The 14,457-nt window shown below is 72.9% G+C and carries 22 protein-coding genes; 15 read left to right on the top strand and 7 right to left on the bottom strand.

Translation table 11 applies throughout. The features are described 5' to 3' along the window. Window positions 1-342 carry a DUF3140 domain-containing protein gene (locus BLS70_RS13950; RefSeq protein WP_091769011.1) on the bottom strand — a complete coding sequence of 114 codons (342 nt, stop codon included), beginning with the start codon at window positions 340-342 and terminating at the stop codon, window positions 1-3. Between the two features lie 120 nt (window positions 343-462). Here BLS70_RS13950 and BLS70_RS13945 point away from each other — a divergent pair, with 120 nt between their 5' ends. From BLS70_RS13945 to BLS70_RS13905, 13 genes are all read left to right on the top strand, one after another. Continuing rightward, window positions 463-1,389 carry a ribokinase gene (locus BLS70_RS13945; RefSeq protein ID WP_091769008.1) on the top strand — a complete coding sequence of 309 codons (927 nt, stop codon included), beginning with the start codon at window positions 463-465 and terminating at the stop codon, window positions 1,387-1,389. Between the two features lie 67 nt (window positions 1,390-1,456). After that, a complete protein-coding gene (locus BLS70_RS20850; RefSeq protein WP_176946419.1) occupies window positions 1,457-1,606 on the top strand; it encodes a hypothetical protein in 150 nt (49 codons plus the stop codon). Between the two features lie 79 nt (window positions 1,607-1,685). Further along, window positions 1,686-2,615, top strand: a complete 930-nt coding sequence (locus BLS70_RS13940) for a metal ABC transporter solute-binding protein, Zn/Mn family (RefSeq protein WP_091769005.1) — start codon at window positions 1,686-1,688, stop codon at window positions 2,613-2,615. A 95-nt stretch (window positions 2,616-2,710) separates the two neighbouring features. Continuing rightward, window positions 2,711-2,848 carry a hypothetical protein gene (locus BLS70_RS20845; protein ID WP_176946418.1) on the top strand — a complete coding sequence of 46 codons (138 nt, stop codon included), beginning with the start codon at window positions 2,711-2,713 and terminating at the stop codon, window positions 2,846-2,848. 164 nt (window positions 2,849-3,012) lie between these two features. Next, window positions 3,013-3,648: a TetR/AcrR family transcriptional regulator gene (locus BLS70_RS13935; protein ID WP_091769001.1), complete on the top strand. Its 636-nt coding sequence runs from the start codon at window positions 3,013-3,015 to the stop codon at window positions 3,646-3,648. Between the two features lie 36 nt (window positions 3,649-3,684). After that, a complete protein-coding gene (locus BLS70_RS13930) occupies window positions 3,685-4,131 on the top strand; it encodes a hypothetical protein (protein WP_091768998.1) in 447 nt (148 codons plus the stop codon). 39 nt (window positions 4,132-4,170) lie between these two features. Next, window positions 4,171-4,341 (top strand): hypothetical protein, encoded by a 171-nt coding sequence (locus BLS70_RS20840; RefSeq protein WP_176946417.1) that lies wholly within the window; start codon window positions 4,171-4,173, stop codon window positions 4,339-4,341. Then, the gene (locus BLS70_RS13925; protein WP_255362470.1) at window positions 4,338-4,700 is read left to right on the top strand and encodes a LapA family protein; all 363 of its coding nucleotides are present in this window, start codon (window positions 4,338-4,340) and stop codon (window positions 4,698-4,700) included. The genes BLS70_RS20840 and BLS70_RS13925 overlap by 4 nt, the downstream gene beginning before the upstream one ends. 140 nt (window positions 4,701-4,840) lie before the next feature. Next, window positions 4,841-6,685 carry an acyl-CoA dehydrogenase gene (locus BLS70_RS13920; protein WP_091768995.1) on the top strand — a complete coding sequence of 615 codons (1,845 nt, stop codon included), beginning with the start codon at window positions 4,841-4,843 and terminating at the stop codon, window positions 6,683-6,685. Between the two features lie 116 nt (window positions 6,686-6,801). After that, complete coding sequence (locus tag BLS70_RS13915; RefSeq protein WP_091769356.1) at window positions 6,802-7,062, top strand: hypothetical protein; 261 nt, start codon at window positions 6,802-6,804, stop codon at window positions 7,060-7,062. Next, window positions 7,059-7,226 (top strand): hypothetical protein, encoded by a 168-nt coding sequence (locus tag BLS70_RS20835; protein WP_176946416.1) that lies wholly within the window; start codon window positions 7,059-7,061, stop codon window positions 7,224-7,226. The genes BLS70_RS13915 and BLS70_RS20835 overlap by 4 nt, the downstream gene beginning before the upstream one ends. A gap of 81 nt (window positions 7,227-7,307) precedes the next feature. Further along, a complete protein-coding gene (locus tag BLS70_RS21090; RefSeq protein WP_091768992.1) occupies window positions 7,308-7,940 on the top strand; it encodes a hypothetical protein in 633 nt (210 codons plus the stop codon). 266 nt (window positions 7,941-8,206) lie between these two features. After that, window positions 8,207-8,851: a hypothetical protein gene (locus tag BLS70_RS13905; RefSeq protein ID WP_255362469.1), complete on the top strand. Its 645-nt coding sequence runs from the start codon at window positions 8,207-8,209 to the stop codon at window positions 8,849-8,851. 8 nt (window positions 8,852-8,859) lie between these two features. Here BLS70_RS13905 and BLS70_RS13900 read toward each other — a convergent pair whose 3' ends face one another. Further along, window positions 8,860-9,069 carry a hypothetical protein gene (locus BLS70_RS13900; RefSeq protein ID WP_091768986.1) on the bottom strand — a complete coding sequence of 70 codons (210 nt, stop codon included), beginning with the start codon at window positions 9,067-9,069 and terminating at the stop codon, window positions 8,860-8,862. A gap of 254 nt (window positions 9,070-9,323) precedes the next feature. Between BLS70_RS13900 and BLS70_RS21360 the strand changes: the two genes are divergently transcribed. After that, window positions 9,324-9,491: a hypothetical protein gene (locus tag BLS70_RS21360; protein WP_255362468.1), complete on the top strand. Its 168-nt coding sequence runs from the start codon at window positions 9,324-9,326 to the stop codon at window positions 9,489-9,491. A 31-nt stretch (window positions 9,492-9,522) separates the two neighbouring features. Further along, the gene (locus BLS70_RS13890; RefSeq protein WP_091768982.1) at window positions 9,523-10,353 is read left to right on the top strand and encodes a tyrosine-protein phosphatase; all 831 of its coding nucleotides are present in this window, start codon (window positions 9,523-9,525) and stop codon (window positions 10,351-10,353) included. Here BLS70_RS13890 and BLS70_RS13885 read toward each other — a convergent pair. The 5 genes from BLS70_RS13885 to BLS70_RS13870 form a co-directional block, all read right to left on the bottom strand. Continuing rightward, entirely contained in the window at window positions 10,350-12,506 is a 2,157-nt protein-coding gene (locus BLS70_RS13885) for a sensor domain-containing diguanylate cyclase (RefSeq protein WP_091768979.1), read from the bottom strand. The two genes, BLS70_RS13890 and BLS70_RS13885, sit on opposite strands and share 4 nt — an antisense overlap. Window positions 12,507-12,721: 215 nt before the next feature. Continuing rightward, window positions 12,722-12,871, bottom strand: coding sequence for a hypothetical protein (locus tag BLS70_RS20830; RefSeq protein WP_176946415.1), 150 nt, complete (start codon window positions 12,869-12,871; stop codon window positions 12,722-12,724). A 196-nt stretch (window positions 12,872-13,067) separates the two neighbouring features. Next, a complete protein-coding gene (locus BLS70_RS13880) occupies window positions 13,068-13,529 on the bottom strand; it encodes an SRPBCC family protein (RefSeq protein ID WP_091768976.1) in 462 nt (153 codons plus the stop codon). 78 nt (window positions 13,530-13,607) lie between these two features. Beyond that, complete coding sequence (locus BLS70_RS13875) at window positions 13,608-13,991, bottom strand: VOC family protein (protein ID WP_091768973.1); 384 nt, start codon at window positions 13,989-13,991, stop codon at window positions 13,608-13,610. 70 nt (window positions 13,992-14,061) lie between these two features. Further along, the gene (locus BLS70_RS13870) at window positions 14,062-14,454 is read right to left on the bottom strand and encodes a hypothetical protein (protein WP_091768970.1); all 393 of its coding nucleotides are present in this window, start codon (window positions 14,452-14,454) and stop codon (window positions 14,062-14,064) included. Window positions 14,455-14,457 lie beyond the last annotated feature (3 nt).

Raw genomic sequence — 14,457 nt, 5'->3', positions numbered from 1 at the left:
CTAGCCCTTCTTCAGCGGGTCGTGGCCCCAGTTCATCAGGGAGTACCGCCACTTCGAGGTCTCGACGTCCTCCTTGGCCGGCTCCTGGGCCAGGTGGCGCTGCACGTAGCCGTGCACCTTCCGCATGTGCGCGTAGTCGTCGTCGGTGAGGTCGTCGTTCTTCCTGCGCAGCAGCTCCACGATCCGGCGGCCCGATGCGTGCCCGGTGGACTCGCCGTCCCCGTCCTTCTGCCCGACCGCCTGCGACTCGTCGCTGTCCAGCCACTTCTCGAGCTCGGACGCGGTCATGTTCACCGCCTCGCCGAACTCGCGCCGGATCGTCCCGGTGTCCTCGTCTGCCATCGGTCCTCCGCTCGGGTCCCGCTCCGGTGCTGGTCCTCCGGTACCGCTCGCCCGGAGCGGGGAAACGGCCGTCTGGTTGGGTGATTCCCCGCCACCCCGCCAGCCCCCCGTGGAGGTCCCGTGTCCGTGACCGTCGTCGGCAGCGTCAACGAGGACGTGCTCGTCGCCGTCGACCGGCTCCCCGGCCGTGGCGAGACCGTCGTCGGCCGGTCGGTCACCCGCGCGCCCGGCGGCAAGGGCGCCAACCAGGCGGCGGCCGCGGGCCTGCTCGGGCCCGGCGTGCACATGGTGGGCCGGGTCGGCGAGGACGCCGCCGGCGACCGGCAGCTGGCCGCGCTCGCAGGCTCCCGGGTCAACGTCAGCCGGGTGCACCGCACGCCCGGTCTGCCCACGGGGACGGCCACCATCCCGGTCGAGGAGGGCAGCGGCGAGAACCTGATCGTCGTCGCGCCGGGGGCCAACGAAGCACTGTCGCCGGCCGACGTCGACGTCGAGCCGGTGCACCGCGCGGACGTGCTGCTGCTCCAGCTCGAGGTGCCGCTGGAGACGGTCCAGGCCGCCGCCACCGCCGCGGGCGGCACCGTGGTCCTCACCCCTGCACCGCCCCGGGCGCTGCCGGACGGGCTGCTCTCGCGGGTCGACGTGCTCGTGCCCAACGAGCACGAGCTGGTGCAGCTGGCCGGGGCCGCTCCGGGCGACCGGACACCCGCCGAGCTGGCCGCCCTGGCGCGCGGCCTCGGTGTGCGGGCGGTGGTCGTGACGCTCGGCGCGCGCGGAGCGCTCGTCGTCCCCTCCGGCGACGGCCCGGCACTGCTGCAGGAGGCGCTCGCGGTGGACGCCGTCGACACCACCGGTGCGGGCGACTGCTTCACCGGTGCCCTCGCGCAGGGGCTGGCCGGCGGCGCCGACCTCGCGGGCGCCGTCCGCTACGCCGTCGCGGCCGCCGCGCTGTCGACCACCGGGCCGGGCGCCCGGGGGGCGCTCCCCGGCGACGACGACGTCCGGGCGGTCCTGGACCGCGTGCCGACGGCCACCGAGGTGGGCTGACGGTTTCCGCTGCAGGGCGACGGGCACAGGGGCCGGGGAGACCCACCGAGCCCCAGGAGGACCCGCGATGACCGAGCCCGAGCGCGCATCCGACGTCGACCAGCCCGAGGGCGGCGCCCCGTCCCGCGACGCCGAGGGCACCGGCCGGACGCCGCACCCCGAGGAGCCGGCCGAGGGCAAGGAGCTCGACGGGGGCGCCGACACCCCCGACGTCTGAGCGCCACGAGGGCCCCGGCCTTCCGGACGATCCGGTCCGCCATACTCGGCACCGATCGGTCGTCGGCGAGGGAGGACGTGTGAGGCACGCCCCTCTCCGCGCCGGGCTGACGGCGCTCGCCCTCCTCGCCCTGTCCGCCTGCTCGGACGACGGTGCACCGGACAGCGCGGCCACCGTCACCTCTGGCGACCCGGCCGCCTGCCCCGGCGAGGTCCTCGACGTGGTGGTGTCGGTGGCGGCGTGGAGCGACGTCGTCCGGCGCCTCGGCGGGGACTGCGCCACCGTCACGACGATCGCGGCCTCCCCGGCCGACGCCCCGGAGGACGTCGTACCCGCCGACCGGGCCGCGTTCGACGTGGCCGACCTGGTCGTCGTCAACGGGGCCCGCTACGACGAGTGGGCGGTCGGGGCTGCGGCGGAGTCCGACGGTGACCCTGTCGTGGTGACCGCGGCGGAGGTCGCCGGCTCCGGCGCGGGCCGTCCCGATCCCCAGCTCTGGTACGAGCCGGAGGTCGTCCCGGAGGTGGCCGCAGCCGTGACCCGGGAGCTCGCCACCCTCTCCCCCGACGCCGAACCGTACTTCGACGCCCAGCACACCGCGTGGACCGCGGAGCTGCAGCCCTACGTCGCCGCGGTCGCCGCTCTCCGGGACGGGGCCGCCGGGCGCACCTGCGCCGCGACGCTGACCGCGTGGGGCCCCATGGCCCGCGCGCTCGGCCTGACCCAGGAGACGCCGTCGGGCTTCCTCCGGAGCCTCCGGTCGGAGTCCGAGCCCTCAGCGGACGACGTCGACGCGTTCGAGACGGCGCTGCGCGAGGGAGCGGTCGACGTCCTGGTCCGGGACGGCGCGGCCGGTGGCGGCACCGCGGACCGGCTGCGCGACGTCGCGGAGGACGCCGGCGTGCCCGTCGTCGAGTTCACCGAGTTCCCACCGGAGGACGGCTCGTTCGTCGAGTGGCAGCTCACCCAGCTCGCCGCGCTCTCCGAGGCGCTGGCCGACGGGGGCTGAGGCGCGCGGCGGAGGTGACGCAGATCTCTCACCCTGAGCGGGGGATCGGGCGGATGACCTGGTTTCTCGGCCAGGCCGGAGGGCAGGCTGGAGGCATGGACGACGACCAGCGCGACAACCGGGCAGCCGACACCTCGCCGCGGACCTCCGCCGACGACACGCAGGACGCGGGGTCGACCGCCGCCACCGTGGCCCGGATGCTGGCCAACCCCCGCCGGGTGCGCCGCTCCTGAGCACCGCGGGGCCGTGCGCCCCGCCCGCTCGGCGCTCCGGTCACGCTGGGTGATCACAGCGGCCCCACGGGCACGTCTCGCCTCGCAGAACCCGTAAACCCCTCGTCACTCAGAGCAACCACGGTCGGCGTGCCGCGATCATCTCCGATCCACGCTGGGGCAGCATGCCTGCCGTGACCGCCGCCATGCCCCTCGCCTCCGTCGACGACATCTCGACCCCGGTTCGCCGGAGCCGGGCCGAACGTCAGGCGATCGTGCTCGACACCGCGGAGCGGCTGTTCTCCAGCCGCAGCTCGCGCAGCGTCGGCATGGACGAGCTGGTCCGCGAGACCGGCCTGGGCAAGATGACCGTGTACCGGCTCTTCAAGAGCAAGGACGACCTGGTCGGGGCCTACCTCACCCGCAAGTCCGCGACGGTGCTGGGCTTCATCGACGCCGAGCTCGTCCGGCTCGAAGGCGACCCGCGCGCCGCCCTGCTCTCGGTCGTCGACGCCGTCGAGCGCGACGTCACCCGCGTCGGCTTCCGCGGCTGCCCCTTCACCAACGTGAGCAGCGAGTACGACGACCCGCAGCACCCCGCCCGCAGCGCGGCAGCGGACTACAAGTTCGAGCTGCACACCCGGCTGGAGCGGCTGACCGACCAGATCGTGCCCGGGGGCGGGGAGGACCTCGCCGCGCAGATCCACCTGATCATCGACGGCATGTACCTCTCCGGCGGGCTCCTGGGGCCCGACGGGCCGGCAGCGCACGGCCGCCAGCTGGCGGAGAAGCTGATCGACGCGGCGGTCGCCCGCGCCTGAGCGGCGGTGCGGGGCCCGCCCCCGCACGATGGACCGGTGACGAACGACCACTCCTCCCCCGACCGCACCCGCCCCGACCTCGACGACGCGACGGTCGAGGCGCTGGGCAAGCTCTCCGAGGCCCTCGAGACGGTCGACCAGGCCCGCGGCTTCCTCTACGCCTTCCACCAGCTCACCGGGAAGGCCGACCGCCTGCTGCAGGAGTCGGTCGACCTGTTCGAGAAGGCGGGCGCGACGGACCTCGCCGCCGACCTCGACCGCGACCTCGTCGGCCGCAACGTCATCGCCGACCGGTGGACCTTCCAGATCGTCGAGGACTTCGACGCCGGCTACTGGGGCGCCTTCCGCGACTACGACGCGCGTGCCCGCGACGAGCTCGCCGGCGGGGACCGGCACGTGTTCGAGGCGCGCATGAAGCAGCGCGAGCGCACCCAGGGCCACCCTCGCCACGAGGCCGGCCCCTCCCTCGCCGACCAGCCCTGATCCCGTTTCCCGCGCCTCCCGCGCGGGAAGGATCGGGCGGTGACCATGCCCGACGAGAACAACGCTGGCTCCGACCGCGAGGCGAAGCCCCTGGGCGCCGAGAAGGCGCCGGGCGAGGACCGCGACTCCCTGGGTGCGACCGAGGGCCCGGCCGACGGGATCGCCGGTCCCGCCTGGCCGCCCGCCGACACCGAGCCGGACGCGCAGTGACCGCGCCCGACCCCCGCACGTCCGGGACACCGTCGGACCCGCTGAGCGTCGGGCTCGACCGCCCGTCGGCCGCGCCCGCCCACGACCCGGTGCCGACGACCCAGCCCTCCGGCCCGGGCCGCACCCGGCAGGCCGGACGGACGATCGGCCGCGGCCTCGCGCTCGGGCTGCTGATCTTCGTGACGGTCGTCCTGGTCCTGTTCGTGGTGTTCAACGGCGAGACCGTGCCGATCAGCCTCGTCTTCATCGACGTCGACGCCCCGCTCGTCGTCGCGCTGCTCATCGCGGCCGTGCTCGGTGCCCTGGTCGGCTGGCTCCTCAGCCTCGTGCTCCGCACCCGCCGCCGGCACCGCTCCTGACCCACGCTGCACGCGGGCACCCCTGCGGGGCGTGTCCGCGTGGAGGGCCGCCGTCTCCGTGCTACCAGCCGGTAATATCTCTTGTTACCGGCGAGTAGCAACGCCGTCCACCGGCACGGAGCACGGGAGCAACGACAGCGATGACGCACTACACCGCCAATCTGCGGGACCTGGAGTTCAACCTCTTCGAGTTCCTCGACACCAAGGACCGGTTCGGCACCGGGCCTTTCGCGCAGATGGACGCCGACACGGCGCGCGGCGTGCTGGCCGAGATCCGGAAGCTGGCCGAGGGCCCGATCGCGGCGTCCTTCACCGACGCCGACCGCAACCCGCCGGTGTTCGACCCGGCCACGAACTCGGTGACGCTGCCCGAGTCGTTCAAGAAGTCGGTCCGCGCGCTGGACGCCGGTGAGTGGTTCCGCCTGGACCTCTCGGAGGAGCTCGGCGGCTTCGGAGCTCCCGCGGTGCTGACGTGGGGCGCGTTCGAGATGGTGCTCGGCGCCAACCCGGCCGTGTTCATGTACGGGTCGGGGCCGTCCTTCGCACAGACGCTGTACGACCTGGGCACCGAGGACCAGAAGAAGCTCGCGCGCATCATGATCGACAAGGGCTGGGGCGCCACGATGGTGCTCACCGAGCCCGACGCCGGGTCCGACGTCGGCGCCGGCCGCACCAAGGCCGTGCAGCAGCCCGACGGCTCCTGGCACATCGAGGGCGTGAAGCGGTTCATCACGTCCGCCGAGCACGACCTGAGCGACAACATCGTCCACCTGGTGCTGGCCCGTCCCGAGGGCGCGAAGGCGGGCACCAAGGGCCTGTCGCTGTTCGTCGTCCCCAAGTTCCACGTCGATCTCGAGACCGGTGAGCTGGGCGAGCGCAACGGCGCCTACGTCACCAACGTCGAGAAGAAGATGGGCCTCAAGGTCTCCACGACCTGCGAGGTCACCTTCGGCGACGGCCCCGTCCCGGCCAAGGGCTGGCTCGTGGGCGAGGTGCACGACGGCATCGCCCAGATGTTCAAGATCATCGAGTACGCCCGGATGTTCGTCGGCACCAAGGCCATCGCCACCCTGTCGGCCGGCTACCAGGTCGCGCTCGACTACGCGAAGACCCGCGTCCAGGGCGCCGACCTGACCGCGACGTCCAAGGACGCCCCGCGGGTCACCATCACCCACCACCCCGACGTGCGCCGCTCGCTGATGCTGCAGAAGTCCTACGCGGAGGGCATGCGGGCGCTGTACCTGTACACCGCCAGCTTCCGCGACCAGGTCACCGCCGCCGAGGCCGAGGGCAGCGCGGACAGCGAGCAGGCGACGCTCGCCGCCCGGCTCAACGACCTGCTGCTGCCGATCGTGAAGGGTTTCGGTTCCGAGCGCGCCACGCAGCTGCTGACCGCGGAGTCCCTGCAGACCCTGGGTGGCTCGGGCTTCCTGCAGGACTACCCGATCGAGCAGTACATCCGGGACTCCAAGATCGACACCCTCTACGAGGGCACCACCGCGATCCAGGGCCAGGACTTCTTCTTCCGGAAGATCGTCAAGGACGGCGGGGTCGCGCTGACCTGGCTGGCCGGGCAGATCCAGGCGACGATCGACAACGAGGTGGGCAACGGCCGCCTCAAGGAGGAGCGGGCGGCGCTCGCCGCGGCCCTCAACGACGTCCAGGGCATGCTCACGGCGATGTTCGGCCACCTCACCGAGGCCCAGCAGGACATGAAGGCCCTCTACAAGGTGGGCCAGAACAGCAGCCGCCTGCTGCTGTCGGTCGGCGACCTGGTCACCGCCTGGCTCCTGGTGCGCCAGTCGGAGGTCGCCCTGGCCGCCCTGGCCGGGGACGTCAGCGAGAGGGACCGCTTCTTCTACGAGGGCAAGCTGGCCGCCACCCGCTTCTTCACCAGCCAGGTGCTGCCGCGGCTGGCCTCCGAGCGGATCATCGTCGAGAACACCGACAACGCCCTCATGGAGGTCGACGAGGCCTGCTTCTGAGGCAGCGCTCCGCGTCCGACGGCCACGCCCCTTCCCGGGACGGCGGCCGTCGTCGTTTCCGGGCCGGGGTGCCCGGGCATGGCCCGTTCGACGACGACGTCGACCGAGGAGGCACCGTGAGCGACCCGCAGGGCAGCGACCGGATCCAGCAGGACATCCCGACCGCCTCGGGCACCGGTGACAACAGCGACAACGGCGCCACCGGGTCGAGCTTCGACGACGTGCCCCTCACCGCCGACGAGGCCATCGAGCGCGATAACGCCCAGGGCGATGACCTCCCCGCGCGCGCGGACGGCGACGTGGCGCGTGGCACGCGCGCCGGCGCGTCCGGCGAGGTCTCCGGCCCCACCCCACGATCCGGAGGACGAGACGTATGAGCGAACCAGAGGGCACCGGCTACCGCGAGTCCCCCGACACCACCGACGGCCCGGTCGCCACCGACCAGACCGACGACGCCCCCGAGGGCTCGGCGACCCTGACCACCGACGAGGACGCCCAGGCCGACGACGGCGTCGTCCGCCCCGGCAACGCCCCGGACTGAGAGAGGACCGCTCCTCCCCACCCCTCGCACGCTCGGGGCGGTGCCCTGGAGGGGGCCGAATAGGCTGACCGGGTGCCGCCGATGACCACCCTGACCGCGGCGGAGTGGCAGCGGCGGGCCTCGGCGCACGAGGCGCGGATCGACCGCTGGGCGGCGCCGCACCGCGAGCGGCGCACGCGGGGCGAGAGCCACCCGGTGCACGACTTCCTCTTCACGTACTACTCCGAGACGCCCGGGCGATTGCGGCGCTGGCACCCCGGCATCGGCACCGCGCTGGCACCGTCGGCCGACGGCCCCGCGCCGCACGCCGGGTGGCGCTGGTACCGCACCGGCGACGACGGCGTGGTCGTCCTCGACCGGGCGGGGTACCTGGCCGACCGCGGGCCGACGGTGGACTTCGTGCGCGAGCTGCTCGCAGCCACCGCGAGCCGGCCGGTCTTCGCCGGGTGCTTCGGGCTGCACGAGTGGGCGATGGTCTACCGCGCCGACGAGCACCGGCACGCGCTGCCGCTGCGTCTGGGCGCGGCGGCCACCGACGCCGTGGTCGACGGCCACCAGATCCGCTGCAGCCACTACGACGCGTTCCGCTTCTTCACACCCGAGGCCGTCGGGCGCAACCGGCTGCAGCCGACCCGGGAGTCCCAGGTCGCGACGGAGCAGCCGGGCTGCCTGCACGCGACGATGGACCTCTACATCGGCTCAGCATGCATCTAGGCGAGGTGCGGTTGCCTCCGTCGACATGGACGGAACTGTCCACCCGGCATGCGGATCGGGCTGACGCACTTACGGCAGGGCACCGCTCCCGCTCTGCGCGAGGCGAGAAGCACGCCGTCGAGGACTTCCTCTTCACGTACTACAACACCCGACCGTCACTGCTGCGTCGATGGCATCCCGGCCCTGGCGTTGCTCTGGCAACGACGAACGACGGCCCAGCGCCGCATGCGGGGTGGCGGTGGTACCGGACCGACCCTGACGGAAATGTGTCGCTGGACGTAGCCGCCTTCCTGGTAGACCGGGGAGACGCGGTCCGGTTCATCCACCGACTCCTCACCGCCACGGCGGCGCGACCCGCGTTCACCGGGTGCTTCGGCCTGCATGAGTGGGCGATGGCGTACCGCCAGGACGCACACCGCCACCCCCTTCCCCTGCGCCTTGGGCAGGCCGGGACGGACGCCGTTGTCGAGGGGCATCAGATCCGCTGCACGCACTTCGACGCGTTCCGGTTCTTCACCCCATCCGCCGCGCCCCTCAACCGCATGCAGCCGACCCGCGAGTCCCAGCCCGACATGGAGCAACCCGGCTGCCTGCACGCTTCGATGGACTGCCACAAGTGGGCCATCAAGCTCGGGCCGGCCGTCCTAGGAGATCTGGCATTGGACTGCTTCGAGCTCGCCCAAGAGATGCGGACGCTGGACATGCAGGCGTCGCCCTACGACGTCTCCTCTTACGGCTTGACACCCGTTGCGATCGAGACGCCGGACGGCAAAGCCGCCTACGTGGAACGTCAGCGTGCCCTGACAGCCCGCGCCGTCGGGCTGCGCAGCAAGCTGATCGAGGCCTGCTCAGTCCTCCTACGCATCGAAGTTGGACCGATCCAGCACCGCATCAGCCAGCACTCGCCCTGAAGGCGGCTTCAGGGACGCTCTTCGCCGGGCGAGGCTCGCCTGGTCCGATGGCGGTCCACAAGCTGGAACAGAGCTGAAATCCCCATCGCCGTGGCCGCCACGATCAGAGCCACGCGGGCATCGAGGGGGCCGCCCTTGACTGCATTCACCACGGCGGCGACGGCAAACGCGACCAGCGACAGCAGCGCCAACCCCAGGGCCCACGTCGATCGCGTCATGGGCGACACGCTAGTAACCAGAACCGTCGACGTCGTGGTGCGCGGCAGATGCCATCCGATCGAGGTGTCCCTTGGTGGGCCGCTTTGGGACAAGTCCTGCCGGTCCGAAGACTGGCAGAATCGATCCGCGCCGGGCCGAGTGAACCCAACGGTCGATAGATCTCTACAAGTGGGCCTACAAGCTCGGTCCCGCCGTCCCCGGCGAGCTCCTCGCCGACTGCTTCGCGCTCGCCGCCGACGTCCGCGAGCTGGACATGCGCGCCTCGCCGTACGACCTGCGGGAGCACGGCTACACCGCGGTCGCGATCGAGACGCCGGAGGGCAAGGCGGAGTACGCCGCGGCGCAGCGGGGGTTCGCCCGGCACGCGGCCGACCTGCGCCGACGCCTCCTGGTCGTCTGCGAGACGCTGACCCTGGCATGAGACGTTCACCTCCTCGCCGTACGGTCAGGAGGTGACTTCCGCATCCGACGGCCGCTGGATCCACCTCGAGGGCACCGCGAACACCCGCGACCTGGGCGGGCTGCCCACCACCGACGGCGGCCGCACGCTGCCGAACCGGATCCTGCGCAGCGACAACCTGCAGACCCTCAGCGACGCCGACGTGCAGCTCCTGGTGGAGAAGATCGGCCTGCGCGAGGTCATCGACCTGCGGACGAGCGCCGAGGTGCTGCTCGAGGGCCGCGGACCGCTGCGCGCGCTGCCGGAGGTGGTCCACCGGCACTTCACGCTGCTGCCGGAGCGCGGCCAGTACACCGACGTGTTCGCCGCGGAGGAGGACGAGGTCCCAGATCTCCCCTCGGGGTGGCTGGACTCCCTCCTGCCGCGCCACGTCGCCGAGCACGACGAGGGCGAGCCCGCACCGGTGCGCAGCTACCTCGGCTACCTGTCCCAGCGCGGGGACGCCGTCGTCGAGGCGCTGCGCGCGCTGGCCGCCCAGACCGAGGGCGCGTCGGTGGTGCACTGCGCCGCCGGCAAGGACCGCACCGGTGTGGTCGTGGCCCTCACGCTCGCCGTCGCCGGCGTGCCGCACGAGGAGATCGCGATCGACTACGGGCTCAGCGGCAACGTCATCGACGCCATCATCGCGCGGCTGCGCGCCACCCCGACCTACGGCGGGGACACGGCGCAGCGGAACACTGCCGACCACGCCCCCCGGCGGGAGACCATGGACCGGGTGCTCGAGCTGCTGGACGAGCGGTACGGCGGGCCGATCGGCTGGCTGGAGACGCACGGCTTCGGCGCCGACGAGCAGGCCGCCCTGCGCGCCCGACTGCGCGACTAGGCGGAGACCCCGTCCTCCTGCCTCCCGCCCTGGGAACCAGCGGGGGCCTGAGCGTGGTGCGGGGCCCGGGAGCCCTTCTGCTGCTTGTGCCGGTACATCGCGGCGTCGGCCTGCCGCAGCAGGTCCTCCGCACTGCTGCCGGCCTCGTGCACGGCGACGCCCACGCTGGTGCCCACGGCGGCGTCCCGGCCGTCGAGCCGGAAGGGTTCGGCGAAGCAGCCGCTCACTCGGTCGGCGAGCCCCTGTGCGTCGCTCGGGTCGTCCAATCCCGGAAGGATGACGGCGAACTCGTCGCCGCTGAGCCGGGCGACGGTGTCGCACGGGCGGATCGCGGCCCGCAGCCGCGCGGCGACCTGGCGGAGCAGCTCGTCACCGGCTGCGTGCCCCAGGACGTCGTTGATCTGCTTGAAGCCGTCGAGATCGCAGAAGAGCACCGACACGTGAGCGCCAGGGGCCGCCGACGACAGCTCCGCGAGCAGCCGCTCGCGGAAGAGCACCCGGTTGGGCAGTCCGGTCAGGGCGTCGTGCGTCGCCTGGTGGCGCACGGTCTCCAGCAGGCGGGCCCGCTGCAGTGCCGACGTGGCCTGGTCCCCGACACCGCGGAGGCGGACGAGCACGTCGCCGGCGAGCTCCTCGGGAGCTTCACCGGCCTCCCAGCTGGCGGTGGCGACGCCGAGGAACGTGCCGTCGGCGACCAGCGGGAGCGCCACGACGTCGGTGACCCCGAGCTGCGCCAGCAGCCCGCGCACCGCGGGACTGCTGTCGGCGTCCCGGATGATCCGCGGTTCGCGCGTGGTGAGCAGCTCCACGAGCTCCGGGGTGTCCTCCGGGCGCAGCGGCGTCTCGTAGAAGACCCCCTGGGGCTCGCGCAGGAGGTTGGCGGCTGACCGGGCCTGCAGCTGGCCCGTCGACGGGTCCCAGAGCATGACCGAGGCGCTGCTGCACCCCACCACGCGCGGCAGGGCGTCGGCGACGACCGAGCAGATGGCGTCGACGTCCGCGGCGGCTGCCAGTTCGTGCGCCAGCGCCAGCAGCGCGCCGGCCCGGCTGGCCTCGACACGGGCGCCGTCGAGGGCGAACAGGAGGTCCAGGGCCGCGGCCGCGTGCCCCGCATAGGCCGCGAGCATGGCCTGCTCGTCGTCCATGGAGGCTTCGGGCGAGGGGTAGACAGCAGCCAGCCGGCCGTGGAGGCGGCGTGCGGAGGCGACGTCGACCACGACGGCGGCCGGGCCGAGGTCCTCGCCGCCCAGCAGCCGGCGGGCGAGGACCTCGGCCTGGTCGTCGGGGATCCCGGCGCTGTGGACCAGCGGCGGGCCGCCGCCGGGCGCCGCGACCGCGAGCAGGTGAGCGGGAGCCAGCACCGCTTCACCGGCCCGCGCGACGATCTGGCGCAGAACGCTGTCGAGGTCGTCGCTGCCGACCAGCTCGGTGGCCGCGGACTGCAGCGTGCGCAGCTGCCCCCGCAGCGCGGCGAGCTCGCGGTCGGCGGCGCCGTCGGTGCGCCGACGCCGCGGTAGCCGGGACCGGCGCTCCCAGGTGACCTCGTAGATGCAGGTGCGACCGCCGCCCACCCGGCACTCGGCGGAGGTGATCACCCCGGTGGGCAACCCGAAGATCTCCGGCACCGTGGTGGCGAGCCCGCGGGCGTAGTCGCAGTCCAGCGCGGAGTGCTCGTAGCCTTCGTGCAGGTGGAGCGCGGCCTTCGCCGAGGTGGCGGTGGTCTCGAGGATCTCCATGGTGGAGACGGTCGTGAACTTCGCTGCGGCGCGGGGCAGTCGTCGGAAGACCTGGCGGGGCGAGCCCAGGGCGCGCAGGACGAGCAGCAGGGAATGGGCCAGCCCGCTGCGCATCGCCGCGGCGCCCACGCGGAACATCACGTCCGGGTCGCCGAGCACCTCGGTGGCCGCGGAGAACAGGCGCACGCGGGTGCGGTAGCTGAACCAGCGCGACTGGTCGGCGAGCGCCTCCGCGGTCGCGGACACGCCGGCGCACTCCAGCAGCCGGACGACGGCGTCGGGACCACCGTGGGCCTTCACGTACGTCAGCAGCCCGGCGGTGGTGACGCCGGAGGTCTCGCGGGCCTCCACCGGACCGCTCTGCTCACCGCCGCCGGTCACCGCGCGCTCCACGCGGGTGTGGGGCTCCCCGGGCATGCGTGCGGCACCGTGCAGGGCGGCCGGGGCAGGTCACCGGCCGTGCGTACGCGCGTCACGTCCGGTGTTTCGGCACCTATGAGTGCCGACGTGAGTTCAACCACCCTTCCGAGTGGTTGGACGGCGGCCGGTGCGGGACAGCAGACGACCCCGGTCTCGGAGGAGGACCGGGGTCGCGCAGTGGAGGGGTGCCGCCCTCGGGCGGCGCCGCCGCGTCAGCGGCGCAGGTAGGAGCTGGTGCTCGCGAGGGTGAGGAGCTCGTCCCGCATCGCCGGGCTGCTGCTGCGGGCCAGCGCCTCGTCGATGGCGCGGCGGGTCCGGGCGACCTGGCGCCGCTGCCGCCAGCTGGACGTGATGCTGTTCATGGTCGTGCCTCTTCCGTGTCGTGATGAGCCTGCCATCTGGGATAAGCAGGGCGAACACCACTATATTCCGACGAAACGTAGGCCGATCTTGAGCAACGCCGATGTTTCCTCATACTTGCGGGTGACTCTGCTCACCGGAACACGACGGCGCCCGCCCTCCGCACGGGAGGACGGGCGCCGTCGAGAGCGTCGGTGCTCAGCTGGGACGCGGGACGTCCCCACGCCAGGCGCCGGTCTCGGAGCCGCGGCTCTCGATGAACTCCTTGAACCGCTTCGCGTCCGCCTTGATCTGGCGGTCGTCGAAGCCCAGGGCGGCGCCGGCCTTCTCGACCAGGCCCTCGGGCTCCCAGTCGATCTGGATCATCACCCGCGTCTTGGCGTCGTCCAGGCGGTGGAAGGTGACCACCCCGGCGTGCTTGGCCTCTCCGCTGGTGCTGGTCCAGGCGACCCGCTCCTCGACGTGCTGCTCGGTGATCTCGGCGTCGAACTCGCGCTTGACGCCGTCGATGTTGGTGACCCAGTGGGTGTGCGTGTCGTCGATCTGTGTGATCTTCTCGACCCCGCCCATGAACTGGGGGAAGGACTCGAACTGCGTCCACTGGTCGTAGGCGACCCGGATCGGGACGTCGACGTCGACGGATTCCTGCACGCTGGCCACGTTCTCAGCTCCTCGTGTCGTTGATCGGTGGTGTGCGGCCTACCCCTCGGAAGCCGCGCGACACGTCGATCGCCCAGGTCAGCGTTGTAGGCAGAACTCGTTTCCCTCCGGATCGACGAGCACGACGTGGTCGTCGAAGGTCGCCTGGACCCGCCCCCCGAGGTCACCGATGCGGGCGATCTCGCCGTCCACGTCGGCGCAGCGCAGATCCAGGTGCAGCCGGTTCTTGACCTCCTTCACCTCGGGCACGAGTTGGAAGAACAGCCGGGGCCCACCCTCGCGCTCTGGCTCGACGAGCACCGTGGGGTCGTCCTCCGGGGACTCGATGCCCGCGGCCCGCAGACGTGCGAGCTCCGCCTCGTCGTAGGGCGCGACGGCGTAGCCGTCGAGGACCGAGGCCCAGAACCGGGCCAGGGACGCCGGGTGACGGCAGTCGACGACGAGGTCCTGGATGACCGCCATGGGGCCACCCTGCCCACCTGCAGCCGACGGCGGAAGTCGTCGGTGCGCGACGCGGCGGCGCGAGGCCGGGTCAGGAGCCGGCGGAAGGTGCGGCGCGGCGAGCCGCCGCCACGTCGAGGGCCACCCGAACCGTCGCCCCGCCGATGAGCAGCAGGCAGACCACCCGGGCCAGACCGGCGCCGATGTTCGCCCCCTCCTCCTCCGACAGCATCGTCAGCCCGTCGACGAGCAGCATCACCACCGCCGCCGCGAGCACGAGCCCGCCGAGCCGCAGTTCCCGCTGGTCGGAGGCGCTGACCAGCACGGCTCCGCCGGCGACCGCGCACAGGTAGGCGAGCATCTGGATCAGCCAGGGCGCCGCGCCCTGCGCCGAGGCGGGGCGCGCGCCGCCGACCGCGATCGCGACCCCGGTGAGGACCACGAAGAGCATCAGGCATGCGAGTGCGGGCCCACGGCGGTCCATGCG

Origin of the sequence: Blastococcus aurantiacus (assembly GCF_900102425.1) — a bacterium.
In the GTDB taxonomy this organism is placed as follows: Bacteria; Actinomycetota; Actinomycetes; order Mycobacteriales; family Geodermatophilaceae; genus Blastococcus; species Blastococcus aurantiacus.
This window is presented reverse-complemented; position numbering and strand designations above follow the sequence as displayed.